Origin of the sequence: Streptococcus mitis ATCC 6249 (assembly GCF_000146585.1) — a bacterium.
Classification (GTDB): Bacteria; Bacillota; Bacilli; order Lactobacillales; family Streptococcaceae; genus Streptococcus; species Streptococcus mitis_AZ.
Genome location: NZ_GL397179.1, coordinates 1,633,641 through 1,658,307 on the forward strand (window position 1 = coordinate 1,633,641; position 24,667 = coordinate 1,658,307).

Annotated in this window: 24 protein-coding genes, 3 tRNA genes and 3 pseudogenes; 10 read left to right on the forward strand and 20 right to left on the reverse strand. The window is 41.1% G+C overall.

The window, feature by feature from the left end:
• Positions 1 to 57: 57 nt before the first annotated feature.
• Together HMPREF8571_RS09610 and HMPREF8571_RS09615 are read right to left on the reverse strand one after the other, a co-directional pair.
• Positions 58 to 1,539, reverse strand: coding sequence for a UDP-glucose--hexose-1-phosphate uridylyltransferase (locus HMPREF8571_RS09610; protein WP_000176974.1), 1,482 nt, complete (start codon positions 1,537 to 1,539; stop codon positions 58 to 60).
• Positions 1,540 to 1,557: 18 nt separating this feature from the next.
• The gene (locus tag HMPREF8571_RS09615) at positions 1,558 to 2,736 is read right to left on the reverse strand and encodes a galactokinase (RefSeq protein ID WP_000191954.1); all 1,179 of its coding nucleotides are present in this window, start codon (positions 2,734 to 2,736) and stop codon (positions 1,558 to 1,560) included.
• A gap of 164 nt (positions 2,737 to 2,900) precedes the next feature.
• Here HMPREF8571_RS09615 and galR point away from each other — a divergent pair, with 164 nt between their 5' ends.
• Positions 2,901 to 3,905 (forward strand): DNA-binding transcriptional regulator GalR, encoded by a 1,005-nt coding sequence (galR, locus tag HMPREF8571_RS09620; protein WP_000212501.1) that lies wholly within the window; start codon positions 2,901 to 2,903, stop codon positions 3,903 to 3,905.
• 35 nt (positions 3,906 to 3,940) lie between these two features.
• Here galR and HMPREF8571_RS09625 read toward each other — a convergent pair whose 3' ends face one another.
• Positions 3,941 to 4,831, reverse strand: coding sequence for a cation diffusion facilitator family transporter (locus tag HMPREF8571_RS09625; protein ID WP_000095920.1), 891 nt, complete (start codon positions 4,829 to 4,831; stop codon positions 3,941 to 3,943).
• Positions 4,832 to 4,963: 132 nt separating this feature from the next.
• On the opposite strand from HMPREF8571_RS09625, the gene HMPREF8571_RS09630 reads away from it, so the two are divergent.
• Both HMPREF8571_RS09630 and HMPREF8571_RS09635 read left to right on the forward strand, forming a co-directional pair.
• On the forward strand, positions 4,964 to 5,518 hold the full coding sequence (locus HMPREF8571_RS09630) for a TetR/AcrR family transcriptional regulator (protein ID WP_001171909.1): 555 nt from the start codon (positions 4,964 to 4,966) through the stop codon (positions 5,516 to 5,518).
• Positions 5,519 to 5,544: 26 nt separating this feature from the next.
• Complete coding sequence (locus HMPREF8571_RS09635) at positions 5,545 to 5,877, forward strand: hypothetical protein (RefSeq protein ID WP_000935022.1); 333 nt, start codon at positions 5,545 to 5,547, stop codon at positions 5,875 to 5,877.
• 34 nt (positions 5,878 to 5,911) lie between these two features.
• Here HMPREF8571_RS09635 and pnuC read toward each other — a convergent pair.
• A pseudogene (gene pnuC, locus HMPREF8571_RS11155) lies at positions 5,912 to 6,417 on the reverse strand (nicotinamide riboside transporter PnuC); the annotation flags it as partial.
• A gap of 39 nt (positions 6,418 to 6,456) precedes the next feature.
• Between pnuC and HMPREF8571_RS11420 the strand changes: the two are divergent.
• From HMPREF8571_RS11420 to HMPREF8571_RS11360, 5 genes and pseudogenes are all read left to right on the forward strand, one after another.
• Positions 6,457 to 6,806 (forward strand): annotated as a pseudogene (locus HMPREF8571_RS11420) (IS6 family transposase); the annotation flags it as partial.
• Positions 6,807 to 6,830: 24 nt separating this feature from the next.
• Positions 6,831 to 7,151 (forward strand): annotated as a pseudogene (locus HMPREF8571_RS11450) (DNA replication protein); the annotation flags it as partial.
• The gene (locus tag HMPREF8571_RS09655; protein WP_001287842.1) at positions 7,144 to 7,401 is read left to right on the forward strand and encodes a hypothetical protein; all 258 of its coding nucleotides are present in this window, start codon (positions 7,144 to 7,146) and stop codon (positions 7,399 to 7,401) included. The pseudogene HMPREF8571_RS11450 and the gene HMPREF8571_RS09655, both read left to right, overlap by 8 nt.
• Before the next feature lie 12 nt (positions 7,402 to 7,413).
• Complete coding sequence (locus tag HMPREF8571_RS09660) at positions 7,414 to 7,641, forward strand: hypothetical protein (protein ID WP_001152920.1); 228 nt, start codon at positions 7,414 to 7,416, stop codon at positions 7,639 to 7,641.
• Entirely contained in the window at positions 7,629 to 7,790 is a 162-nt protein-coding gene (locus tag HMPREF8571_RS11360) for a hypothetical protein (protein WP_001062367.1), read from the forward strand. The genes HMPREF8571_RS09660 and HMPREF8571_RS11360 overlap by 13 nt, the downstream gene beginning before the upstream one ends.
• Before the next feature lie 224 nt (positions 7,791 to 8,014).
• On the opposite strand, the gene HMPREF8571_RS09670 is transcribed toward HMPREF8571_RS11360, so the two are convergent.
• The 13 genes from HMPREF8571_RS09670 to HMPREF8571_RS09730 form a co-directional block, all read right to left on the reverse strand.
• Positions 8,015 to 8,815 carry an energy-coupling factor ABC transporter ATP-binding protein gene (locus tag HMPREF8571_RS09670; RefSeq protein ID WP_000103853.1) on the reverse strand — a complete coding sequence of 267 codons (801 nt, stop codon included), beginning with the start codon at positions 8,813 to 8,815 and terminating at the stop codon, positions 8,015 to 8,017.
• Positions 8,802 to 9,638 (reverse strand): ABC transporter ATP-binding protein, encoded by an 837-nt coding sequence (locus tag HMPREF8571_RS09675; RefSeq protein ID WP_000343048.1) that lies wholly within the window; start codon positions 9,636 to 9,638, stop codon positions 8,802 to 8,804. Before HMPREF8571_RS09675 ends, HMPREF8571_RS09670 begins: the two co-directional genes overlap by 14 nt.
• Entirely contained in the window at positions 9,614 to 10,405 is a 792-nt protein-coding gene (locus tag HMPREF8571_RS09680) for an energy-coupling factor transporter transmembrane component T (RefSeq protein ID WP_025168469.1), read from the reverse strand. Before HMPREF8571_RS09680 ends, HMPREF8571_RS09675 begins: the two co-directional genes overlap by 25 nt.
• On the reverse strand, positions 10,405 to 11,007 hold the full coding sequence (locus tag HMPREF8571_RS09685) for a hypothetical protein (RefSeq protein WP_000846125.1): 603 nt from the start codon (positions 11,005 to 11,007) through the stop codon (positions 10,405 to 10,407). The genes HMPREF8571_RS09680 and HMPREF8571_RS09685 overlap by 1 nt, the downstream gene beginning before the upstream one ends.
• Before the next feature lie 350 nt (positions 11,008 to 11,357).
• Positions 11,358 to 12,878 carry an ABC transporter permease/substrate-binding protein gene (locus tag HMPREF8571_RS09690; protein WP_000183015.1) on the reverse strand — a complete coding sequence of 507 codons (1,521 nt, stop codon included), beginning with the start codon at positions 12,876 to 12,878 and terminating at the stop codon, positions 11,358 to 11,360.
• Positions 12,871 to 13,599: an ABC transporter ATP-binding protein gene (locus tag HMPREF8571_RS09695; protein WP_000575232.1), complete on the reverse strand. Its 729-nt coding sequence runs from the start codon at positions 13,597 to 13,599 to the stop codon at positions 12,871 to 12,873. Before HMPREF8571_RS09695 ends, HMPREF8571_RS09690 begins: the two co-directional genes overlap by 8 nt.
• A gap of 72 nt (positions 13,600 to 13,671) precedes the next feature.
• Complete coding sequence (locus HMPREF8571_RS09700; RefSeq protein WP_000655214.1) at positions 13,672 to 14,115, reverse strand: MarR family winged helix-turn-helix transcriptional regulator; 444 nt, start codon at positions 14,113 to 14,115, stop codon at positions 13,672 to 13,674.
• Positions 14,116 to 14,257: 142 nt separating this feature from the next.
• Positions 14,258 to 15,451 (reverse strand): O-antigen ligase family protein, encoded by a 1,194-nt coding sequence (locus HMPREF8571_RS09705; RefSeq protein ID WP_025168470.1) that lies wholly within the window; start codon positions 15,449 to 15,451, stop codon positions 14,258 to 14,260.
• A gap of 132 nt (positions 15,452 to 15,583) precedes the next feature.
• Complete coding sequence (gtfA, locus tag HMPREF8571_RS09710) at positions 15,584 to 17,026, reverse strand: sucrose phosphorylase (protein ID WP_000155218.1); 1,443 nt, start codon at positions 17,024 to 17,026, stop codon at positions 15,584 to 15,586.
• Positions 17,027 to 17,232: 206 nt separating this feature from the next.
• Entirely contained in the window at positions 17,233 to 18,066 is an 834-nt protein-coding gene (locus HMPREF8571_RS09715) for a carbohydrate ABC transporter permease (protein ID WP_000711274.1), read from the reverse strand.
• A 16-nt stretch (positions 18,067 to 18,082) separates the two neighbouring features.
• The gene (locus HMPREF8571_RS09720) at positions 18,083 to 18,955 is read right to left on the reverse strand and encodes a carbohydrate ABC transporter permease (RefSeq protein ID WP_001007688.1); all 873 of its coding nucleotides are present in this window, start codon (positions 18,953 to 18,955) and stop codon (positions 18,083 to 18,085) included.
• A gap of 18 nt (positions 18,956 to 18,973) precedes the next feature.
• Positions 18,974 to 20,224 carry an extracellular solute-binding protein gene (locus HMPREF8571_RS09725; RefSeq protein WP_001267889.1) on the reverse strand — a complete coding sequence of 417 codons (1,251 nt, stop codon included), beginning with the start codon at positions 20,222 to 20,224 and terminating at the stop codon, positions 18,974 to 18,976.
• A 12-nt stretch (positions 20,225 to 20,236) separates the two neighbouring features.
• Positions 20,237 to 22,399 carry an alpha-galactosidase gene (locus tag HMPREF8571_RS09730; RefSeq protein WP_025168472.1) on the reverse strand — a complete coding sequence of 721 codons (2,163 nt, stop codon included), beginning with the start codon at positions 22,397 to 22,399 and terminating at the stop codon, positions 20,237 to 20,239.
• Between the two features lie 107 nt (positions 22,400 to 22,506).
• Between HMPREF8571_RS09730 and HMPREF8571_RS09735 the strand changes: the two genes are divergently transcribed.
• On the forward strand, positions 22,507 to 23,367 hold the full coding sequence (locus HMPREF8571_RS09735) for an AraC family transcriptional regulator (RefSeq protein WP_000959973.1): 861 nt from the start codon (positions 22,507 to 22,509) through the stop codon (positions 23,365 to 23,367).
• Positions 23,364 to 24,299, forward strand: a complete 936-nt coding sequence (gene birA, locus HMPREF8571_RS09740; protein WP_000835306.1) for a bifunctional biotin--[acetyl-CoA-carboxylase] ligase/biotin operon repressor BirA — start codon at positions 23,364 to 23,366, stop codon at positions 24,297 to 24,299. The genes HMPREF8571_RS09735 and birA overlap by 4 nt, the downstream gene beginning before the upstream one ends.
• 83 nt (positions 24,300 to 24,382) lie before the next feature.
• Here birA and HMPREF8571_RS09745 read toward each other — a convergent pair.
• The 3 genes from HMPREF8571_RS09745 to HMPREF8571_RS09755 form a co-directional block, all read right to left on the reverse strand.
• Positions 24,383 to 24,470, reverse strand: a tRNA-Ser gene (locus HMPREF8571_RS09745).
• 6 nt (positions 24,471 to 24,476) lie between these two features.
• Positions 24,477 to 24,550 (reverse strand) — tRNA-Ile (locus HMPREF8571_RS09750).
• Between the two features lie 33 nt (positions 24,551 to 24,583).
• Positions 24,584 to 24,654: transfer RNA gene (locus tag HMPREF8571_RS09755), tRNA-Gly, on the reverse strand.
• Between the last annotated feature and the right edge of the window lie 13 nt (positions 24,655 to 24,667).

Here is a 24,667-nt window from a genome sequence, read left to right on the forward strand (position 1 = left end):
AATTTCAAACACTATATCATACTACTACTTTTTACAAGACTAGGCAAGAAAAAATTCTTAGTCTGGTAAAATTCCGACTTGTTCTACAAAGCGCATAAAGGATGCTTGTCCCTGTTCCGTTTGCTTGTAGACTCCTGCATCCTCAAGTACACGGGCAAAGATAGTACCCACAGAGTCCTTAACGATTTCAAGGGCTTTTTCTTTATCCGTCAGATCTGGATGTTGGACTTTGAGTTGGTCTGCCCATTCCTGATGATAAGCGGCAACTGAGACATCTTCTCCGACTAGGTAGTTAGCGACTTGCTCCACTTCTTCTTTCAGACGTGGTGGAAGGATAGCCAAGCCCATGACCTCAATCAAGCCGATATTTTCCTTCTTGATATGTTGGACATCCTTGTGAGGATGATAGATACCATCAGGATGCTCTGAGGATGTCTGATTGTCCCGCAAAACCAAGTCCAACTCAAACTGTCCATCTCGCCTACGCGCAATGGGTGTGATAGTGTGATGCGGTCTCCCGTCTGTCTCTGCTAAAATCTGCACACTAGGATCTGAATACTGGCGCCATTCCTGCAAAATCTTGTCCGCCAAGTTGATCAAATCCTCCTTGGAATCCGAAGTCAAACGGAGCACTGACATTGGCCACTTGACAATCCCAGCCTTGACCTGTTCAAAACCAGTAAATCGGAAGGCCTTTTGCAGAGGAGCCAATTCCATAGGAAAGATATGACGCCCTCCCTGATAGTGGTCATGGGTTAGGATAGAACCACCGACGATTGGCAGGTCCGCATTAGACCCTGCAAAATAGCCTGGAAACTGCTCTACGATGGCCAACAAACGCTCAAAGCTCTGCCGACTAATCGCCATCGGACGATGCTGACCATCTAAGAAAATACAGTGCTCATTAAAATAAGCATAGGGTGAATACTGGAAACCCCACTCCTGACCAGCCATTTCAAAACGAATAATACGGTGGTTGCTGCGAGCTGGATGGTTGACCCGACCATGGTAGCCCTCATTCTCTAGACAGAGTTGACACTGGGGATAATTGCTAGCTTGAACCAACTTGGCTGCCGCAATCTCCTTTGGATCCTTTTCAGGCTTAGAGAGATTGATGGTAATCTCAAGCTCTCCATAGTCAGACGGTACACGATAAGCAATATTCTTTGCAATAGCATTTAGTTTGATATAATCATTCTTCTGACTAAGTTGGTAAAAATCATCTATCGCTTGCTCAGGAGAGTGGGCATAGGTTGTCCAAAAGTCACGATTGACCTGACTTGGACAAGGCGTTATCAAGTCCATCAGTTCAGCACCAAGGATTTCACGCGCTGTCTGACTATCCTCAATCGTTTCTAATCGAACAGCCTCCTCTACCAGTTGGTCCTTGAGGTCAATCACTTTATCCAGATTGGTCTCAACTTCTAAAACACCTTCGCCTACTCGTGCTAAGACACGATTGGTCAGGTAGATTCGATCCATTTCTTCAAATGAACTTTCAGGAATGACATGTGTTACAAATTTATCTACTAAGGTCACTATAGAGCCTCCTTTTGACTAATCAAGGACGCGAGTGCCACCTGCAACTTCAGCGATATAGAAGCTTGGAGCGTATCCAACTACTTCCTCGTAATGCTTGCCTACAGCTTCTTTAAAGGCCTCAACAGTATCTTTTTGCACCAAGGCAATGGCACAGCCACCAAAACCTGCTCCTGTCATACGAGCACCGAGAACACCTTCTTGATCCCAAGCTGTGTGAACAAGAGTATCCAATTCCAAGCCAGTTACTTCATAATCATGCTCAAGAGAAACGTGTGACGCATTCATCAAGCGACCAAATGTTTCCAAATCACCTGCTTGAAGGGCTGCTTGAGCTTTAAGGGTACGTTGGTTTTCAAGCACAGCATGGCGAGCTCGTTTCAAACGATTTTCGTCTTTAATCAGGTAGCTGTATTGATCAAAGGTCCACTCGTCTAGTTCACCCAAGGTCTGAATATCCAAGGAAACTTGCAATTCTTCCACAGCTTTTTCACACTCAGAACGGCGTTCATTGTATTTGGAATCTGCCAATTCACGACGTTTATTGGTGTTCATAATAACAACGACATTGTCTTTTAAATCAAGTGGCACCAAGTCGTATTCCAGAGTGTTGGTATCTAGGTAAATAGCACGTTGGTCTGCACCCATACCGATAGCAAACTGATCCATGATACCAGAGTTGACTCCGATAAAGTTGTTTTCTGTTTGTTTTCCGATTTTAACCAAATCCAAACGGTCTAGTTTTAAATCAAAGAGATGCTCTGCCACGACCCCTGTCAAGAGTTCCAATGATGCTGATGATGACAAGCCAGCACCATTTGGGATATTCCCAAAGACATAGAAATCAAAACCTTTGTCAATGACATGGCCTGCTTCTTGCAAGAAATGAAGGACACCTTTTGGATAGTTGGTCCAGTTGTGCTCTTTTTCAAATTTGAGGTCAGCTAGAGGAACTTCTATAATGCCCTTGTCCTCAAAGTTGGCTGAGTAGAAACGCAAAACTTGATCGTCACGCTTGCGAGCCGCCCCATAAGTTCCCAAGGAAATGGCTGCAGGGAAAACATGTCCACCGTTGTAGTCTGTGTGTTCCCCAATCAAGTTGATACGGCCTGGTGAAAAGAAGGTTTGGTCTGCTTCTTGACCAAAAACGGCAAGAAAGTCTTTGCGAAGGGCTTCAGCAGTAAGATGTTGTGTCATATGAATTCTCCTTTGACTGTCCGTTAAGTCATCTTAACGTGTAATCGTTTTCTTCTATTGTATCCAAGGCTTTTACCAAGGTCAATCCTTTTTACTAAAGTTTTACTAAACTATCGGTAAAAAGAAGAAAAATATGATATACTAACTTGAAAGGAGGAGGATTTATGGCTACCTTAAAAGACATTGCACAGCTAGCCTCTGTCTCTATCGCGACCGTATCCCGTGTCCTCAATCGCGACCAGAGTCTATCTGTCACAGAAGAAACCAGACACCGTATTTTAACTGTCGCTGAAGAACTGGGCTACACCAAGCACCTCAAGACAGGCGAATCCCACAAACCCAAGCAAAAGATTGCCATTATCCAATGGGTCAGCGAGCAGGGGGAGCTAGACGACCTCTACTACTATCAGATTCGTCTCGGTATTGAAAAAAGAGCCCAAGAGTTGGACTATGATATCTTGCGCTACTTCAACGACCACCCTTTTACTCTGAGCGAGGAAGTGATAGGCATTCTCTGCATCGGAAAGTTCAGCCGAGCACAGATTTCTGCCTTTGAAGAATACCAAAAACCTTTAGTCTTTATAGACAGCGATACCCTCTCACTAGGCCATACCTGTATTATCACGGACTTTTACACTGCTGTGAAACAAGTTGTAGACCATTTCCTCAGCCAAGGTATGAACCGTATCGGAATTCTCACAGGCCTTGAGGAAACAACCGACCAAGAAGAAATCATTGAGGATAAACGTCTAGAACATTTTAAAAACTACTCTCTATCAAAAGGTATCTACAATGATAAACTGGTCTTTCAAGGTAGCTTTACTGCCCAGTCTGGCTATGACTTGATGAAGGAGGCTATTCACAAGTTGGGGGATCAGCTCCCTCCAGCATTTTTCGCAGCCAGCGATAGTTTAGCCATCGGTGCCCTCCGTGCCCTCCAAGAAGCTGGAATCAGCCTACCAAACCGTGTCAGTCTCATTTCTTTTAACGATACTAGCCTGACCAAGCAGGTCTATCCTCCTCTTTCTAGCATTACCGTCTATACCGAAGAAATGGGCCGAGCCGGTATGGATATTCTTAATAAGGAGGTTCTCCACGGTCGGAAAATTCCTAGTCTGACTATGCTGGGAACTAGACTGACTCTGAGAGAAAGTACACGGAATGAATAGGATATCAAAACGACCTCAATAAGAGGTCGTCTTTTCTAATGATGATGCCCATGGTTCTGCTCTAAGGCTGTTACCCTCCGCTTATGTTGCGCATGGTTGCTTTGACTAGCATCCACTTCGATAGTAATATTCTGCACGCCTCTCTCTTCTAAAAATTGACGGACTGCTTCTTTGGTTTCCATCATCTGCTCCCAGTCCTCGATACAGAGGTGAATAATGGCGTCATTTTCCAGACCATCCATGGACCAAATACTGAGTTGATTTACACTTTTAACATTAGTTAGCCTTGCTAACTCTTTCTCTAGCTTAGCAGTCTCGATACCTTCAGGTACAGCATCTAAGAAAATCTTAAGAGTAGACCAAAAGCGAGGAATGGCTTTCCAGAGAATAAAGCAAGAAATCAAGAGCGATAAAAGCGGATCAAGAAAGTACCAGTCAGCGACATACAAAACACAAGCAACCAGAATGACCGCTAGCCAACCTAGAATATCTTCTAGAAAATGTAAGGTCAGGATAGCTTCGTTCTTGGTCTGACCCTTACGAACGACCAAACTAGCCAAGAGATTGATAAAAATCGCGATAATCCCCAACCACAGCATCCCTTGGTAGTTGACAGGTTGTGGGGATAGGAGGCGAGGAATATTCTCCAAGAGCACCATGACAGATCCTGTCAAAAGGATCAAGGCAGTCAGCATGGCACCTAGCAGGCTGAAACGTTTGTAACCAAGAGTGTAACGTTTGTCTTCCTGACGATTGGAAATAGTTTCCAAGCAAGCTGATACGCCTATGGCAAGGGCATCACCCAAATCATGAACCGCATCCGCTAATACAGCGCTTGAATTGAAGATGACCCCAAAAATAAATTCGACAACAGAAAATGATAGATTCAAGAAAAAGGCTAGCCAGATAGATGTTTTAGAACTCATTTCTCTCCCTCCTTTGGTATAATGGGTATATACATACTTCTTTCATTTGTATTATCTAATAAAATCCAAAGAAAGGATAGAAGCAAACTGTCAGTCTTATTCAGTTCTGAACAGTTAGCCTCAAGTGTCTATATGCAAAAAAGAGATCGTCGGGTTAGCAAGACGAAAAAAGCCATTTATCAAGCTTTTCTACAAGTTTTGAACGACAAGGGCTATGATGCTACTACTGTCCAAGATATCATTGACTTGGCAGATGTTGGGCGCTCGACCTTTTACTGTCACTACGAGAGCAAGGAGCTGCTTTTAGATGAACTCTGTCGCTACCTCTTTCATCATCTCTTTGAAAGGGAAGGACACTTTACTACCGAGGACTACCTCGCACATATCTTTTTACATTTTCAGAAAAACCAGGACCATGTCACTAGTCTTCTTTTTTCAAAAAACGACTACTTTCTCCGCCAACTACACAAGGAACTTGAACACCATGTTTACCCCATGGTAGCGGAGGATTTGCAAGTGGCCTATCCGAACATACCATCCTCCTACCTCAAACATTTTGTAGTAACTAATTTTATCGAAACCCTGACCTGGTGGCTAAAAAAAGGAAAATCTTATACAGAAGACCAAGTAGTGAGATTTTACTTAGATGTGATTGAGATGACTTCTACAAAATCACTCGAGATTTAATCCTGTTACGAAGAAAGGAATCAACCATGTTAAATTCTATTATCCTAGGAATACTGACGATTGTACTAGCTCTCGGTTTTTCACTTCTCCATCTCGCTGCTGCTTTCGCAGCCATGAAACAAAAGAACTACAGTTTGGGAAACACGTGCATCTTGGTCGGCAGTTGCATCACTTCTCTGGCTCTAGCTATCTTTTACTTCGTCCCACTGGCAACCATTCTACTATGGATTGTGGGTTCGAGTATCGTCTGCTATGGTGCCTACTGGAACGGACGACAGCAAGAAAACCAACATATATCGCACCACATCGTTCGTATAACGAGCGCTATTATCATTACGGTATTATTCATTTTGCTCTAACATAAAAAAGGATCATCCGATCCTTTTTTACTTTTTAAACACTCTTTGCTGCCTTGCTCCACTGATACCACCCAACTAGACTATTGATCAGGTAAATCAGGTATTTCCCTTGAATTTGCAGGCTTTCTCCCCACCAGAGATAGATAAAAAAACATTGGTAGCTGCCCAGAATATCCATTGTTCACGGTAAACAGCTGTCATGAGGATTTGCCCAACCCCATTGGTCGCATCAGTGATAGAATCACGATAGGGACGATTAGCTCCGATAGACTGATAAATAAACCCAAAGGCCAACCACCAAAGAACACTAATAGAAAGATACTTGGTCCAACCCTTGCCATCCAGTTTACGTGCGACAAACTCCTGTTTTTCCTTTTTAAACTGTGCTTGGTAGATCCACACTAGAAGTCCAATTGGCTGCATAATTGTAAAATAGAGAGTTGTTAAAACCTCACCATAGAAGCCTTTTTGAAGGGCAAGCCCCAGATAAATGATGGAATTAATCAAACCAAATAGGTAGTTACTAGCACGACCTTCAGCTTCTCAAAGAGCAGAAAAAAGGTTAGTAAGGCTTGAGAGATGAATCATTTTAAAGGCAAACAATTCCAACAAGACGTCATCATTGTCGCTGTTGGTTATTACCTACGTTACAATCTGAGCTATCGTGAAGTTCAGGAATTGCTTTATGACCGTGGAATAAATGTTTGCCACACTACGATTTATCGGTGAGTTCAAGAATACAGTAAAATCCTCTATCATCTCTGGAAAAGAAAAATAAACAGTCCTTCTATTCGTGGAAAATGGATGAAACCTATATCAAAATTAAGGGGCGTTGGCATTATCTCTATCGAGCGATTGATGCAGACGGTTTAACATTGGATATCTGGTTACGAAAGAAACGTCGAGCAGACGATAACAGCTATAAGTTAGAAGATACCGCCTATCAAGAAGATAAAGCACGCAAAGCAGAAACCGAAGATAAGCTAGCTATTGAAGCAATGAAAAGCAAGTATACCACGCTATTGCTAGAAAATATGTTGCTAAGTCCGTTTGAAATGCAAGATACAAAAATCATGGCAGGATTGCAAGTCCATGTTTACCCCCTCTATGACGAACTGAAAGAATTAAGAGGGCTAAATAGTGTCAAAGACCACTTGTCTTATGTTGCCAGCAGACGTGAAGAATATTCTAAGCATAATATCGCACGCTACCTCAAAAAAGCCATTGAACAATATCTACCAACGGTTAAAAGGCAGGACTTAAACCATGAGTGAAGACTTAAAAACGATCAAAGAGCTGGCGGATGAGTTGAGTGTTACAAAACAAAATATTCAATATCACTACCAAAGGTTACCAAAAGAATTACAGCTTAAAAGTTCCAATGGGTCTAATCTAATAAATTCTAAAGCAGAAAAAATAATTTTAGGTAAAGTAGAAAGTAGTAGCAAATCAAATACCAGAGACCAACAAATAAGTAGCAAAGACCAACAAATAGAAAAACTAACTAATTTGTTAGACCAGTAACAACGATTAGCCTTGCAAGATAAAAAGTTGCTAGAAGAATACAAGGCGGAAAATGATAACTTAAAAGCCCTCAAAATGCCCTCACAGGAAACAGAATTCAAACACTTAGACAATCAATATAAAGATGAAGTGAACGCTCTTAAAGAGAAGTTGGAAAATTTGCAGGAACAAATCAAAGATCAAAAAAGGATAGAAGAACAAGAAAAACCAATAAAATGGTGGGGACTATGGCGAAAATAGATGATTCAGTTAAAAAGAAAGTTCCAGAATTGCGATTTAAAGGATTCACGGATGAATGGGAACAGCGTAAGTTGGGAGACGAAGTTCGAATAGTGATGGGACAGTCTCCTAATTCAGAAAATTATACTGATGATCCTAATGGCCGCTAAAAATGCGAAGACCTATGAAGACCTATTTTGTATTAGTCAAACAAAAAATCCAAAAGAAATGGTATATGATTATGACCATGAAACAAAGTAAAATCAAACCGAGTGATCTGAGGAAGCACCCGATGATCATGAAACGTTATTAAACACAAAAGTCACCCATGTGAGTTCTTGCCAGAAGCTGAAGTTAATCCTTCAACCTGGAAAACCTGCAGAGGTGACTTTTTCTATACATCTCGATTTTTCTGGCAATAATCATTAACCGATAAATATGTCTGTGAATCACCCAGCGACTCCGCTATGTCCATAATCCGCGGTGGTAGTAATCCCACTCGCTGGACAAGTTCGTGATTGCTGAACAATTCCCGTGGACTGCCGGCGAAGCCAAACTTCCCGTGTTCCATAACATACACCGACTCAAACTCGGCAGCGACCCAATCCATGTCATGGGTGATGGTCACAACTTGGTGGCCCGAATCAGCCAACTGATGGAAAATTGCGGTCAACTTGCGCCGGCTTTCCCAATCAAGCGACATCATCGGCTCATCAAATAAATAAATCGCCGGATCCACTGCCAAAACTGTGGCAACGCTCAACAGCTTGCGTTCCGACAATGACAGGTCATATGGACTTTCAGCTGTTTTATCATCCAAGCCAACTCTTTTTAGAGCCGCTAAAGCCCGCCTCGTAATCGTGTCGTGGTCATCCATGACCTGCGCGACACTCCACTCCACCTCTCGTTGAACGGTCGGGTTGAAAAGCTGATCGTCAGGATTCTGAAAAGTAATCCCAACCTTCAGTAACTTTTCGACTGGTTTAAGATCATTAAAATTTTCTCCATCGATCTTAATCACACCGGTTTGTGGTGTCAGCAAGCCCGTCAACAATTTGAAGAGCGTTGATTTGCCGGCACCATTTTGGCCGACAATCGCCACCATCGGATCAGCGAAGTGTTTGTCTTCAACATCCAAGCTAAAGGACCGTTCCGGATAAGTGAACGTCAGGTGGCTCAGTTCAATTGTGGACATAACGAACCTCCTTCAGATCAGCGTAATTCACCGGATACCGGCCATCAGCCAAGTGCCAATCCATTTTTTGAGCAAGTTGCTGGATTGTCGGGGCTGGAATCTGCCAGTCAGCTGCCAAATGATTAAACACCTCACCCGGCCTGCCCTGGGCTACCATTTGACCCTCGTGCAGCACCCACACAACGTCGGCGACTTCGCACAAATCGTCAATTTCACTGGTGACAATGAAGACAGTCGTCTCTTTGACTTGGGCCAGCCATTGGAAAAATTGCCGGCGGCCAAGGGGATCCATCTCACTGGTCGGATCATCCATAATCAAAACAGCCGGATTAGCCACAATCGCCGTGGCAATTGCCAACCGCTGGATCTGACCACCGGAAAGGCTCTCGGGACGCAAATTCAGCTGTTCAATCAGCCCCATTTGCGTGGCTACTTCTTCAACCCGTTTTTGAATCAGTCCTTCAGCCATTCCCTGATTAATCAAGTCAAAGGCTATTTCATCGGCAACCGTGTCTGCCAATCCGCTTAGTTGGCCAGCTGGATTTTGCAGTACAACTCCATTCATGGCATTATAAACGGGCCAATTGTCGGACACTCGCTGGCCAAACATGTGCCAATCGCCCTCAATCTCAGCAGACACAATTTTGGGAATGACCCCTGCCAGCACACGGCACAAAGTCGATTTGCCGGAGTGGCTATTCCCGATAATCCCAACCACCTGGCCGGTATGAACCTCCGCGTTAATCTGACGCAGTTGTGGTTGCTCAGTACCCGGATAACGGGTGGTCAAATTTTCAATTACAATCCGTTTATCTTCGTCCATATCTTCCACCCAATCAATAAAATTGCCAATCCAGTCAGACCAATGTGCAGCGTCCGCGACAGGCGATACACTCGCTGGGAGGTTCTGACAGTCCGGTTGAGATTATCAAAACCTCTCAGTTGGAGAGAAATCGACCGCGTCATCGATTGATCCAAGGTCTTAATCACCAATGGAATTAGAACCGGCAGGACTGACTTTAATTTCTGAATCAACGTTTTTTGCGGATTGGTTCCGCGAACTTTTTGTGCCTGCTGGATTTTCCGCATATTGCGCATCATTTCCGGCAAAATATAACACACCGACATCAGAACGTAGACGGTTTTATAAGACAATCCGGACAGTTCCAAATAGGCCGCGTTTTCTGAAATACTCGTGGTCACCATAAAAAAGCCACTGGTCAAAATAATCACCAATACTCGACAACCCAGAGTGGTGGCGTAAATCAGTCCTTCTTTGTAGAACGACACCCCAAGCACAGAAAACAGCACAGTTTGATTCCGACTGTAAAATAACCCTTGGATGATCAGCATGGTGCAAATCAGAAACAGGCTGAATCCCAGCGCCTTAAAGGTGGTAGAACTCAATTTGGAAAATAACAATAGCAGAGTTGCGACAAGAATTAATCCGGCCTGAAGCAATAAATTCATACTGGCAAAGCTCAACAACGTCATGTCCAAGATGAACAAGAGCTTAGTAATCGGATCGATCACCTGGTACCACTTGAGCTTGACCCGTGGCGCTCCAGAAATCAATGTTTTATCAATCATCATTTATTATCGCTAAAGAAGTGCACCATCCGCTTCGGCAGCTGACGATAGATGAAGAATGCCAGGTAGGCCACGCAGACTTTATCCAAAATATCCAAGACAAACTCATCGATAAATGAGGCCAGCCACACTGGTACATGATTGGCGACCATTACCGCAAACAATGAGTCACCCCAAGCGATACCGGTCTGACCACCCCAAAAGATGACGTTGAGTGGCGTTGAAATGACAGCTGAAACGATGGCAATAATAATAGCAGAAACAAATACTCGTCGCGCTGACGAGAACCACCCATTGGCGTGCAAAACTCCGACAGCAATCCCAATTCCGATGCTGGTAATCGCATACACGGTTGAAATTGGCGATAAGGTCAGCCCATAGATCACGTTGTTGATGAAACCACTAATGGCACCGACAACAGGCCCAGCCAACATGCTGGCAAGAAAGGTTCCCAAAGACCCCAGCCAAACGGGCAACTTTAACCCCTCCGCCAAGGCTTTGGCAACATAGTTAATCCCCACAGCAGCGGGAATCAAAGTCATGGTGGCAGCACTTAACTTAAATTTCCACATACTGGTACGATGAATCGGTTCTGTTTTCATAATCTTCTCCTTTTGTTTTTAAAGAGCCGTGTCTGGATAGACTTTCGGACGCAACGCTCTATTATATATCTACTGAACTGTCTATACACAAGATTTCCATCCTTAGTCGACATGAGCTGGAAATCTTTATTTGTTAAGTAGTTCACAACACATTATACACCTATTTTGTGAATAGTCAAGTGTATTTACAGTAAAATTTTAGAAAATCCTAAAAATTTCTTCTTATTTTCCATTTAAAAATGAAAATCATTAATTCTGACACCCAAAAAGCCCAGACGAAATTGTCTGAGCATTCTTTTATCTAGTCGTTTAAGGGAGTTGAGTTCAGTATGTTTAAAGTCTCTGCCCCATCATTTCTTCAACAAACCTTGTTCTTGTAGAAACTCCTTGGCTACTTGTTCTGCTGACTTGCCTTCAACACCGACTTGGTAGTTGAGCTGGCTCATCTGGCTTTCAGTAATTTTACCAGCCAATTTATTGAGAACCGGCTCCAACTCAGGATGTTTCTTGAGAAGAGCTTCTTTCATTAGTGGAGCCCCTTGATAAGGTGGGAAGAGTTGTTTGTCATCCTCCAAGACCTGCAAATCATAACGCGCCAACTCTGCATCGGTTGAATAGGCATCCGTGATTTGAATATCACCTGACTGGATTGCCTGATAGCGAAGGGCTGGCTCCATGGTCGCCACATTGAGATTGAGACCATACATTGACTGCAAGCCCTTATTGCCATCTTCACGGTCATTAAACTCGAGAGTAAAACCGGCCTTCAACTGTCCTTCCACTTTTTTCAAGTCCGAAATGGTCTTCAAGCCATATTCTTGAGCAATCTTTTTCGGAACAGCTACAGCGTAGGTATTTTGATAAGACATAGGTTTTAGATAGGCCAGATGATCCTGTTTGGCAATGCTATCACGCGCCACCTGATAAACCTGCTCTGGCTCATGACCCACTTTCGGTGATGGCTGAAGCAAACTTTCAGTCACCGTACCAGTAAATTCAGGATAGATATCAATATCCCCTTTTTTCAGAGCTTCATAGAGGAAGCTTGTTTTCCCAAAATTCGGTTTAACAGTCACAGTCATACTAGTATTTTCTTCAATCAGCAACTTATACATATTAGCCAAAATTTCTGGTTCAGGCCCCAATTTCCCAGCGATCACCAAGTTCTCTTTCTCTTTTTGAGCTAAAAGAGCTGGACTATAAGACAAACCAAGCAATATTGTCACCAGGGCAAAACCAGAAAAAATCGTCCGCAATTTTGCTTTTTCCATCACTTTTAGTAGGAAGTTAAAGGCAATAGCCAGCACTGCTGAAGAAAGGGCCCCAATCAAAATCAGACTGGTATTATTACGGTCAATTCCCAAAAGGATAAAGGAACCCAGTCCGCCTGCCCCAATCAAGGCAGCCAAGGTTGCCGTACCGATAATCAAGACCGCTGCAGTCCGAATCCCAGACATCATAACAGGCATGGCAAGTGGAATTTCAAATTTCTTGAGACGCTCCCATCTGGTCATCCCAAAGGCAATCCCAGCCTCTTGCAGACTTGGATCAATTCCCTTTAGCCCCGTGATGGTATTTTGCAAAACCGGGAAAATCGCATAAATCACTAGTGCTGTCAAAGCAGGCAAGGTTCCAATTCCCATCAAGGGGATAAAGAGTCCCAACAAGGCCAGAGACGGGATAGTCTGGAAAATTCCTGCAATCTGCAAGACCCAGTCCGCCAACTTCTCATGATAGCGAAGATAGACAGCCAAGGGAATCGCTATAAAAATAGCTAGTAATAAGGTCAAAAGTGACAACTGCAAATGTTGAGATAGAGCTGTTACCCAATCACCAAAACGATCCTGAAAAGTTGATATCAAATTAGTCATGAACACTACCTCCAAACAAGTCTGCTACAAAGTCCGTTGCAGGAGCTTTTAAAATGGTCTCAGGATTTGCCACCTGACGAATCTCTCCATCCTGCAAGACAGCAATACGGTCCGCCAATTTCAAAGCTTCATCCGTATCATGGGTCACAAAAATCGTTGTCATCCCAAACTCTTTATGCAATTCTTTCGTCAGAACCTGTAGCTGTTTTCTCGAAATAGCATCCAAGGCTGAAAAAGGTTCATCCATGAGGAGAATCTTAGGCTGACCAATCATGGCACGGACAATGCCGACCCGTTGCTGCTCTCCACCAGATAATGCACTCGGAAGTCGATGCCCATACTCAGCTACTGGCAAGCCAACTTTAGCTAAAAGCTCTTCTGTTTTCTGAGCAATCTCTTCCTTAGTCCAGCCCTTCATCTCAGGAATGAGAGCAATATTTTCTGCAACCGTTAGATTGGGAAACAGAGCAATGGCCTGTAAAACATAACCAGTAGAAAGACGAAGTTCACGCTCATTATAGTCTTTGATGCGCTTGCCATCCATATAAATATTTCCATCAGTTGGTTCCAAAAGACGGTTAATCATCTTGATCATGGTCGTCTTACCGGAACCAGAAGGTCCAACTAAAACCATGAACTCCCCATTCTCAATCCGTAAATTGACATCTCTCAAAACATCTTTTTCTGTATAGCGTAGCGCTACATTTTTGTATTCAATCATTCTTTGTCCTCATTTTAAAACTTCCCTCGGTTGGTCAAGTTACCAAACTTTTAATAACTAATTTACCCCATTCTAAGCCTCATTTCCCTTCTCTTTCAGATTAGCCAAAATTCTTTCTTGAAAGGCTTCAAACTGGCGAATTTCTTCCTCAGAGAAACCTTTATAAAAAATAGCATCCAATTTTTTACTGACACGATTGCCAACTTCTTTCTGGGACCAACCTTGCTCTGTCAACTTGACATATTTCTTTCGCTTATCTATTCCACATGGGCTAATGATGACCAGATTTTGCTCCTCAAGTTTCTTAATCATGCTTGTCAGCGTATTATTGGTCAATCCTGTCGCAAGTGCAATATCTGTCGCCGTAGCGCAACCCGTTTCACTCTTCCATAACACCGTGAGAATCTTACCCTGTTCACTCCGATAAAGAGCCTCAGGATCCTGATTCAGTAACTTTTGAAAAATCCGCCCATTCAACAAACGAATATGATGGGCTACCAAATGACTATCTTTCATGACTTCTCCAATTTATTTCCATATCGAATTATATTTCATTGTAATACTTATCATTTCATCTGTCAACTATTTCGATTTAGAAATAAATTCGCAATTAAAAAAATCTTCTACTCAAGGTAGAAGATCTTCAATCTTTATAAACTTAGTCGGTCATGTCCGCTACTAAGGTACGATGTTCCAACGGTAGGCTACACATAACCAGCAAGAAGATGAAGCCTGACTGAATCCAGAAGAGAGCCAAATCAAAAATTCCATGTACAGCGACTACTGTAAGGAAGGAGAGATAAAGACCGATAATTGGTCGTTTGCCCGACTCCTGACTCATATCCATCATCATGTGAACCGGGATAACCGAAGAAATGGATAGGAGAATGGTTCCAATCAATCCATAACTTAAAATAGTATCAATGTAAAGACTATGCGCGTGTTCGTGGTAAGGTGCATGAATTCTCGGATAGGAGTTCATATAGGTCAGTGGACCCTCACCCCAGATCGGATTTTGTTTAAACAAAGTCATACCCGCATTCCAGATTGAAACACGCTCTTCCATTGAAGAATCTAGCGTTCCCATGCGAACACCCAAGTCACTTGAAAAGAGGAAACAAAGGCCAATCCCAAAAACACCAATACTGAGCCAGAAGGCACGCCAGTTTTTAATGGTTGTAAAGAGATAAATGATGGCACCCGCGATAATAGCAGGAAATGCTGTTCGATTTTGCGTAAAATTCAAACCAAATAGATTCACAAAACCTGCTAGCACACAAAAGACTTTCAACCATCTTAACTTCGTCGTTGTAAAGAGATAAAAGGCAATCATAATACAGAAGCAACAAATGATCCCATAGTAGTTAGGATTAAAGAAGGTCACCTCTGCACGGTTTTGGTGCCATACTTGCATATTGGGTGAAAGAAAGGCGTAGTTAAATTTCTTTACAATTTGGAAATGCTCCAAAGTAGCAAAAGCGGCAGAGACAACACTACCAAACAAAACCGTCTGGAGTATCAGTCGAAAGAAAGCATGCGTCAGACGCTTCTGGTAAAAACTAAAGAAAATAAGAAATAGGAGCATCAGTAAAGATGCAACTAATCCAAGCCAGTTCTTGGCGACGATAGAGATGATACTACTATAGGCAATAAAAAAGAGAAGTACAGGATGTTTTGCCAATCCTTTGATAATTCCCTTCATCTCCCCAGTAACAAGTAAACCTATCAAATATAAAGCAAAGAGTGCTAAGAACAAATAAAAAGGTAAAAAGATACTCATGATCATCAGATACAAAAAGAAATCTTTTTTCGAAAGCCCTCTTATCTTATCCAGTAATCCAATTGATTTCAAAACGGATCCTTTCTGTTCTGGATTTCTCCAGAAGATAAATGCTAAACTATCTTTATATTCTACCATTTTTTCCGTCATTTGGGAACAATGAACACGTTTTCGCCACAAAAAAACTCTTTCATTAATACAGCACTAGAACTGAATTTTTCTGCCGTTTTCCACTACTTGATAGGTCTGACTTTGCAAATCAATTTCTACTACTGCTGTTATGGACTTGTCTTTATTTTGACGTTTGATTACAATGCTGTGAGCTGTTGGTGTTTCAATGTCAATAGTCCCTTCTAGGTCAAAGGCCTCTGATTGATTACGGAAAGAAAATAGATTGAGAAGAGACTTCACCACAGGACGTTGAACTTCTTCTGCTATTTCCTCGTTGCTATAGTAATGACGATTAATATTTCGACCTTCTTTGGTTTCTTCTAACAATTTCAAGTCATTTTTTCCTGCTAATAGACCCACATAGTAAACCTGAGGAATGCCTGGAGCAAAAGCTTGAATCAGACGAGCGAGGAAGTACTTGACATCATCATCTCCAAGCGCAGAATAATAGGTTGAATTGATTTGGTAGATATCTAGATTGTTATACTCTGCACTAGAGTACTTACGTTTGACATTCGCTCCTACCTTATAGAGCTCATTTGAAGCATAGTCAATTTCCTCATCAGTCAGGATATCCTTGACATCTACCACTCCAATCCCATCATGAGTATCTAGTGTCGTAAATTGCTTCATCGGGCTCATCTTTAACCACTTAGCCAAGCGCTCTGTTCTGGAACTGTAAAGAGTATAAAGAGTCACCATTGGAAGGGCAAAATCGTAAACATAGTAATCATGGTCCGCTATTTTAAACTGAATCGAATAGTGTTCATGAATCTCAGGTAAGAGCTCTGCCCCATACTCAGCAGCGATATCTCGAACTTTGTCCAATAAATTCCAAATATCTGGTTCCACAAAGAAATCATTGGTATCCAATTTCTTCACTGCATAAGCAAAGGCATCAAGACGAATCAAATCACACCCGTTACTTGCTAGATGTTGAATTGTCTTACGGATAAATGCCATCGTTACTTCTTTGGTCACATCAAGATCAATCTGCTCCTCACCAAAGGTATTCCACAAATGTTCCACTGAACCATCTGCAAATACAATCTCTTGCTTTGGTGCACGATCCTTACGCTTGTAGATTAAATCTACATCAGACTGTGTCGGACGGTTCTCTGGCCAAAACTTATCCCAGTTTAAAAAGAGATCTTTAAATTCACTGGCTTCATGTTTTTCTTGATAGTCCTTATAATACTTAGATTGACGAGAAATATGATTAATCATAAAGTCAAACATAAGATAATATTTCTCACCTAAACGCTTAACGTCCTCCCAATCACCAAAAGCTGAATCCACTTCATCATAGTCAACTGGCGCAAATCCACGATCACCTGTTGATGGGAAAAATGGTAGAAGGTGAACTCCTCCAATAGCATCGCCAAAATGTTCTTCCAAATTCTTATACAGGTCTCTAAGATTATTCCCAAGACTATCTGAGTAAGTAATCAACATAGTTTTATTTTGAATGGTCATAGATGTTCTCCTTTTTCTGATGAAAGCCAAGTCTTATATGACCTGGCTTCGTAAATGAAAGATATTTTTAGATTTTTGTTCACATCGAACTCCTACTACTATAGACTGCAAGCAATTAAGTACTACTTTCTTGTTTTCTACATAGAATTGTCAACAAGCTGAACCGTTCGTTTATGTATGGAATTATACATTCCCTAAGCACTTTCTTACTTCACTGCCCCGTTACTCATTCCTGAAATGATATGTTTTTGGAATATGAGGTAGACAATAGTTATCGTTACAATTCCCACAATATAAGATGCAAAACTTGGTCCATAGTCATTGAAGTACTGACCTTGGTAGTTGTATTGGAAAAGAGGCAAAGTCCACATCTTGGAATCCTTATTCAGAATCAACAGTGGCAACATAAAGTCATTCCAGAACCAGAGAGCATTGATAATCAAAGTTGTCGCATGCATGGGCTTCAGCATTGGAAAAATGATTCGACGATAAGTTGTAAAACGATCAGCCCCATCAATTTCTGCAGCTTCATCTAAACTATCTGGTATACTGATTTTAATATAACCAACATACAAGAAGAGAGTCTGTGGAATAGCATAAGTTAGGTAGAGTATTACTAGCCCCCACATATTTGCTAGACCGAGTTTACTCATCATAACTGTGATGGGAATCATAATCACCTGAAATGGAACAAATATCCCTAAAATCAAGAGCGAATACATAATTGCAAAGGCTTTTTTCTTGGACATATTTCGAGCAATGGAATAAGCTGCAGCTGGTATAAAGAAAGCTACTACAATCAATGATAACACCGTAATAACAGCTGAATTCCAGAAATAGCCTCCAATTCCATCCGAAACCAAGCGTTCATAATTACTTAAGGTAAAAGGATTGGGCAAACTAAAGAAATGATTCATGATATCCTTAGTTGTTTTGAAAGAACTAAATACTGTTACCAACAAAGGAACAAGTATAAGAATACCACCGACTATCAAGAGGACATATTTCCAAAACTGATTCAATTTTTCTTCTTTTTTCATGTGTAGGACTCCTCTATTAGATTTCAAATTTCTTTGATAGCTTGATTTGGATAAGAGAAACAATTCCAATAATTAAGAATAAAATCAAGGCAATTGCATTCGCATATCCATATTGATTACTCTTGAAGGCATAGTTGTAGACTAAAAGTCCAAGAGACGTTGTAGCATTATTTGGACCACCACTCGTCAAGGCAAAAATCTGGTCAAAGGCAGTCAAACCAGACTTAAGAGCTAGGATAAAAACCATAGAAATCGTTGGCAGCAAATAGGGTAATTCAATCTTCCAAAAAGTTTGTTTACTGGTTGCACCATCAATTGATGCAGCTTCTAAAATATCAGATGGAATACTCTGAAGACCAGCTAGAAAGAGAATGATTGGCATTGCTACTCCTTGCCATAGAAGAACAAAAATAGTTGCCACTACCGCTCCGACAGGTGTCCCCAATAGACTCTCTTGTAAAAAACCAATCCCTAAAATTCTTCCAATCGTTGGAAGACCATAGTTGAAAAATTGTTTAAAAATCAAGGAAACTGTCAAACCAGACAAAACAGCCGGGAAAAAGAACCAAGCTCTAAAGAAGGTCTGCCCTTTCATCTTAGAATTCAAGGCTCGTGCCACAACCATCCCAATTGTAATCTCCCCAATAATCAATGCCAGAGTTAAAATCAAAGTAAAGGCTATGGCTGTGAAGAATTTCCCATCAATCATCAGCAATTTGTAGTTATTCAAACCAACAAATTTGTAATTATAGGTCAATCCAGTCCAGTTAGTCAAACTATAGAAAGCACCTTGCACCATCGGAAAGTAAAAGAAGATAGCTTGTAATGCAAGTGGGATGAGCAAAAAGGTCCAACCCCAGTATTTATTTAAAAATTTTCGAATAGCCATATCATCTTAACTCCTATTCTAGTCCAAATCTGCCTTCATTGGATTAAAGAAAGCATTGAGATTGTTTGCCATATTTTTCAGATTTTTATCCATCAAGTAACCTGCACTTAGATTAAAAAAGTCTTCTTCAGAATTCCAGTGTTGGCCCAACCAAACATAATGCTTATCAGTAAATGCCAGTTTAGAAATCTCTGTAAGTGCTGAATCTTCTTTTTCTTGTATACCTTTTACAGCAACTGGTGATCCATCTACATCATAATATGACTGCATAGCTTTTGGACTAGTCATATAGCTGATAAATTCTTCGGTTTCTTTCGGATGTTTAGTAGTAGCCGAAGTTGATAATGCCATGTCCCCTGCACCAACAGTGACTTCTTTTCCTACTTCTTCTCCAGGAAAGGCAAACATCCCCACCTCAAATTTTGGATCTTGTTGATTAATTGCCGCTAATGCCCATGATCCCTGTGGCATCATCAAGGCTTTTCCACTCGAAAATGCTACCACCGCATCATTATAAGAGGCTCCACGCCAACCATCTTGAGCATTATCTGCCAATAAATCGAGTCGTTCTGCATCTGCTTTTAAAACAGCATCATCTGCAGAGATAGCGTTTGGTTTTGAAAAGCGAAGGTAGTTATTAGCAGCGTCTCCACTACCTGTAATAGTAATGAGAGAAAGTTGGTGGTAACCATTTAGTGTCCAGCCTTCATTGCCTGCAACTGCGAACGGAGAATGCCCACTATCTTTTATCTTTTTAACAATCTCTTGAAACTCTTTAAAAGTCTTCGGCTCCTCAAGTCCTAATTCTTTAAACTTCGTTTTATTGTAGTAGATTCCATAAAGATTGGCCGTTAAGGGCACACTATAAATTTTGTTATTGATTGCATACTTTTCGGCATAGTCATTCTTGATATTCTCAAGATAGGATTTTCCTGTCATATCTGCAAAATAGCCTGCCTTCGCCCACTCCTGAAAATCCATATTTTGAGGATAGATATTAATAATATCTGGAACATCTCCTGATAAAATCCGAGTCTTCAGAACAATTCCAGCTGCGGGAACAGTCGTCAGTTTTACATCAATATTAGGGTGTTCCTTTTCAAAATCATCCACTATCCTTTGCAAGGTATCTGCCATCTCGGTCTTCTGGTTAAAAAACTCAATCGTTACCTTGCCATCAGCTGACTTCTCTTGACTACTACAAGCTGACAGTCCCAAAAGGCAGAGTCCTGTAGTAGCAATTAAGCTCATCTTTTTATACCATCTCATGATTTTATCTCCTTATCTTCTAATGAAATGTAACTGCCTGCTGAGATAATCTCCCTGCGGAAGCCCCATAGTAATACCCGCATACATGAGTTCTGCACCTGAGTAAACTACACCATTTTCCTGTAATTCATACCGTCCCTCTTCATCCAAATCTTTTAACTTTAAAGTTGTTTCCATTGTTTCCACAACTGATAGGACTCGGACGTAGGTTACAATCGTTTGATTTCCATAGTTGAATTGTACAGCTGCTTCATTGGAGCCAACATCTGGATTGATTAGCCTATACTGGTTTCCCAACTGGACTACTGGCCGCAATTCTTTATACAAGTTCACCTGATTAGCAATCTCAGCTTTCTCATCATCTGATAAACTTGTCAAATCAAGCTCATAACCCAGATTTCCCATCATTGCTACATGACCACGAGTTTCCAATGGTGTCATTCGTCCCATCTGATGATTTGGTACTGCTGACACATGAGCCCCCATAGAAATGGTTGGATAGAGATAGGATGAACCGTATTGAATTGGTAAACGTGCAATAGCATCAGTATTATCACTAGCCCAGACTTGTGGGAAATAACGCATCATACCAAGATCATTTCGTCCACCACCACCAGAGCAGGACTCAAAGAGAATATGGCTGTGTTTCTCTGTCAGATAAGAAGCAAGTTCGTAAAGCCCCAGCATGTACTGATGAGATTGCATCTGTGTCTCTAGATAAGTTAAACCATTTCCTAGGTTAGTGATATTACGGTTCATATCCCATTTGATGTAGTCAATTTTATGATGAGAGAGGAGTTCATCTAAAACATTTTTCAAATATCCTACTACCTGAGAATTCGCAAGATTAAGTACTAATTGATTTCTAGAATAGGTATGCTCATAACCTGGAACCTGAATAGCCCAGTCAGGATGTTTACGATACAAGTCGCTATCAACAGAAATCATCTCAGGTTCTAACCAAAGCCCAAACTGCAAATCTCTTTCATGGATAGCTGAAATCAGACTTTCAAGACTTCCACCCAGTTTTTTCTCATTAACAACCCAATCACCTAAAGCACGATTATCATCAAAGCGATTGCCAAACCACCCATCATCTAATACAAAAAGTTCAATTCCAACTTTCTTAGCTTCATCAGCTAATTCTAACAGTTTTTCTCTCTGAAAGTCAAAGTAAGTAGCTTCCCAGTTATTGATTAGAATTGGACGTTCTTTTTTAGAAAATTTACTTGGCATAATGTGCTTCAGTACAAAATTCTGACTTTCATGACTGATACCGGTTAATCCCTTATCTGAATAGGTCACTAAAGCCACCGGTGTTTCAAAGTTTTCCTCAGGATCTAACTTCCAAGAAAAGTTTTCCGGATTAATGCCAATCGCCACCCGAACTTCATTCAGTTGATTTTTTTGGACAAAAGCTTCGAAGTTTCCACTGTACAGTAGTTGCAAAGCAAACACATTCCCAGCATCCTCTGTGACTCCTTGATCACATAGTAGAAGAGCTGGTGTTTGAGCATGACCAGAAGCACCACGGTTCGAACTAATTGAAAAGATTCCTTGTTCTACCTGTTGGCGTCGAACAGTCTTTTCACGAGCATAAGCTCCCTGTAAAGTCACTATTTCGTAAGCTGCAGCAGGAAAATCAGCTATGAAAGAAAAGTCCTTATGAATGACAACTTCCTGATTGCTATTATTTTCCAATTTGCTATAACTAGCAATTGTCGCATCATTATCAAAAGCTGTATAATACAAAGTCAGACTAAGTTTAGCTTGAGGATCTTCTAAAATCAAGACAAGAGTCTCTGTATCATCCATGCTGTGAGGAGAAGGTAAGCCCTGTGGACCATTCTGACCTTTTAAAATCTTTGCTTCTACAAATCGAAAGTCTGTTACTTCAGTTGCATCGTGCTGAACCTGAAAAGTTGGTTTCCTAAAATCACCCAAACCATGTTGTCCAAAAATTTGACGTTGCGTATCCAAGCTAAAGGTGCGATTAGTAGCTGTTGGATTACCTGAAAAAGCATGATCGCGTTCATAAACACTATTAGAACCTCTATAATTCTTAATAGTCTTTCCTAAATGTTTTAATAATAAGTACCCATCCCTATTTTCAATAATCAAACTTAAACCTTTACTCTCAACGTAAAATAGATTATTCTCTATCCGAATTCCCATAAATTGTACCTCAACCATTTCTTGATAAAATTTTAGCAAATAAAAGCGCTTTCTAAAATAGAAAAATGTCTCTAAAGTATGGTAAAATGTTAGGTAGGAGGTGGCCCATGCTAGTTTTTTCAGAATACCAGACTGGAACAATTGATCTTTCTCTTAGTTTCTACGGTTATGAAGAATGCACGCCTAACTACTCTTTTGGCCCAGCTATTCGAGATACCTATGTACTACATTACATTACTAAAGGAAAAGGGCTGTTCCATTATAAGGGGAAAATTGTTGATTTAAAGGCAGGAGATTTCTTTTTACTAAGACCAGATGAATTAACATTCTATCAAGCAGATAGCCAGGATCCTTGGGCTTACTACTGGTTGGGGATTTCCGGAGGGAGGGCACCTGACTACTTTGGTCTATCTCAAATTTCTGACCAATCCTACTTAATTCAATCAGAGCACTGTCATACCCAGACAACTGCAAAACTCATCTCAGATATTGTCCGCTTCGCTCAGATTACAAAATCAAATGAATTGGCTCAACTCCACATCATGGGACAACTCCATGAACTAATGTTTCATCTCGGAACGATTGCTCCCAATCAGAAAAAAGAGAATATTTCATCAACCCACCAACTCTATCTTGACTGCAAACGATTAATTGATAGTCACTATCCACAATCGCTCACCATTCAAGATTTAGCTAAAGAGCTATCGGTTCATAGAAGTTACTTAACTAGTGTGTTTAAAGAATTTCACCAACTCTCTCCAAAAGAGTATTTACTTTTCGTTCGAATGAAGCGTGCGCAACAGTTACTAGAACACACAAATGAAACAATCAAAGTCATTGCATATTCTGTAGGTTTTTCAGACCCACTACATTTCTCAAAAGCCTACAAGCAGTTTTTTCATAAAACACCTAGTCAAACTCGAAAAGAATACTCTCTTTCCCTCTCAGCTAGAAAGGAAAATCAATGAAATCACACCAACTAGTCTACCAAATATTAGCTAGAGAAAACGATTATGTTAGCGGAGAAAAAATCGGAGAAGAACTGAATTTAAGCCGTACTTCTATATGGAAAGCGATCCAACGTCTTCAACAAGAAGGCCTAGAAATTGACAGTATCAAAAATAGAGGATACAAGCTTATTCAAGGCGATCTGATATTGCCTGATTTGATTCAAGAGAACACCAACTTAACCATTCGCTACAAACCTGAGACAAAATCAACACAAACAGATGCAAAAGAAGGGATTGAGGCTGGAAACCAAGGAAACACACTCTATCTTTCAACCTGTCAAACAGCAGGTCGTGGCCGCTTTCAGCGCCCCTACTATTCCCCATCTCAGGGCGGGATCTATATGTCTCTGCATATTCAACCAAACCTTCCCTATGAAAAACTTCCATCCTATACTCTTCTTGTAGCAGCTGCAGTCTGCAAAGCCATTAAAAATCTAACTATGATAGAAGTCGATATCAAATGGGTAAATGACATCTACTTAAAAAATAAAAAGATAGCAGGTATCCTCACCGAAGCAATGACATCAGTTGAGACAGGCTTGGTTACAGATGTCATTATCGGACTTGGTATAAATTTTTCTATAGAAGACTTTCCAAAAGAACTAAAAGAAAAAGCAGGTAGCCTATTTATGCCACCTGCACCAATTAGTCGTAATGAGCTCATCAGCGAAATATGGAATTGTTTCTACAATACGGATCCAGACGAGCTATTCTATTTCTATAAAGCGAGATCAATCGTACTGGGAAAGGAAATCACCTTCCAGCGAAATGGACAAAATGAAAAGGGAATGGCAAAAGACATCTCAAACACCGGTCAACTTCAAGTCGAACTAGAAGATAAAAAAAACATTTGGCTAAATAGTGGAGAGATTTCCCTAACAAGTTGGTAATTAAAAATCCCCCTCTTATAAACTAAGAGGGGGAGGACTTATCTTACAAAGACAACAAAAAAAGAGTTAACACTCTTAAATTACGGAGAATGGGGGATTCGAACCCCCGCGCCAGTTACCCGACCTAACGATTTAGCAAACCGTCCTCTTCAGCCTCTTGAGTAATTCTCCTATTAATGGGCACGAGTGGACTCGAACCACCGACCTCACGCTTATCAGGCGTGCGCTCTAACCACCTGAGCTACGCGCCCAAGTTAAAAACTTGGTATTTGAACAAAGTTCAAAGCGGGTGACGAGAATCGAACTCGCGACAACAGCTTGGAAGGCTGTAGTTTTACCACTAAACTACACCCGCATAGAAGATTAAG

Bases quoted from the DNA above. Each gene is read 5' to 3' on its own strand.
- HMPREF8571_RS09615 (WP_000191954.1), bottom strand. From the start codon at position 2,736: ATGACACAACATCTTACTGCTGAAGCCCTTCGCAAAGACTTTCTTGCC.
- galR (WP_000212501.1), top strand. From the start codon at position 2,901: ATGGCTACCTTAAAAGACATTGCACAGCTAGCCTCTGTCTCTATCGCG.
- HMPREF8571_RS09625 (WP_000095920.1), bottom strand. From the start codon at position 4,831: ATGAGTTCTAAAACATCTATCTGGCTAGCCTTTTTCTTGAATCTATCA.
- HMPREF8571_RS09630 (WP_001171909.1), top strand. From the start codon at position 4,964: ATGCAAAAAAGAGATCGTCGGGTTAGCAAGACGAAAAAAGCCATTTAT.
- HMPREF8571_RS09635 (WP_000935022.1), top strand. From the start codon at position 5,545: ATGTTAAATTCTATTATCCTAGGAATACTGACGATTGTACTAGCTCTC.
- HMPREF8571_RS09655 (WP_001287842.1), top strand. From the start codon at position 7,144: ATGAGTGAAGACTTAAAAACGATCAAAGAGCTGGCGGATGAGTTGAGT.
- HMPREF8571_RS11360 (WP_001062367.1), top strand. From the start codon at position 7,629: ATGGCGAAAATAGATGATTCAGTTAAAAAGAAAGTTCCAGAATTGCGA.
- HMPREF8571_RS09670 (WP_000103853.1), bottom strand. From the start codon at position 8,815: ATGTCCACAATTGAACTGAGCCACCTGACGTTCACTTATCCGGAACGG.
- HMPREF8571_RS09675 (WP_000343048.1), bottom strand. From the start codon at position 9,638: ATGGACGAAGATAAACGGATTGTAATTGAAAATTTGACCACCCGTTAT.
- HMPREF8571_RS09680 (WP_025168469.1), bottom strand. From the start codon at position 10,405: ATGATTGATAAAACATTGATTTCTGGAGCGCCACGGGTCAAGCTCAAG.
- HMPREF8571_RS09685 (WP_000846125.1), bottom strand. From the start codon at position 11,007: ATGAAAACAGAACCGATTCATCGTACCAGTATGTGGAAATTTAAGTTA.
- HMPREF8571_RS09690 (WP_000183015.1), bottom strand. From the start codon at position 12,878: ATGACTAATTTGATATCAACTTTTCAGGATCGTTTTGGTGATTGGGTA.
- HMPREF8571_RS09695 (WP_000575232.1), bottom strand. From the start codon at position 13,599: ATGATTGAATACAAAAATGTAGCGCTACGCTATACAGAAAAAGATGTT.
- HMPREF8571_RS09700 (WP_000655214.1), bottom strand. From the start codon at position 14,115: ATGAAAGATAGTCATTTGGTAGCCCATCATATTCGTTTGTTGAATGGG.
- gtfA (WP_000155218.1), bottom strand. From the start codon at position 17,026: ATGACCATTCAAAATAAAACTATGTTGATTACTTACTCAGATAGTCTT.
- HMPREF8571_RS09715 (WP_000711274.1), bottom strand. From the start codon at position 18,066: ATGAAAAAAGAAGAAAAATTGAATCAGTTTTGGAAATATGTCCTCTTG.
- HMPREF8571_RS09720 (WP_001007688.1), bottom strand. From the start codon at position 18,955: ATGGCTATTCGAAAATTTTTAAATAAATACTGGGGTTGGACCTTTTTG.
- HMPREF8571_RS09725 (WP_001267889.1), bottom strand. From the start codon at position 20,224: ATGAGATGGTATAAAAAGATGAGCTTAATTGCTACTACAGGACTCTGC.
- HMPREF8571_RS09730 (WP_025168472.1), bottom strand. From the start codon at position 22,399: ATGGGAATTCGGATAGAGAATAATCTATTTTACGTTGAGAGTAAAGGT.
- HMPREF8571_RS09735 (WP_000959973.1), top strand. From the start codon at position 22,507: ATGCTAGTTTTTTCAGAATACCAGACTGGAACAATTGATCTTTCTCTT.
- birA (WP_000835306.1), top strand. From the start codon at position 23,364: ATGAAATCACACCAACTAGTCTACCAAATATTAGCTAGAGAAAACGAT.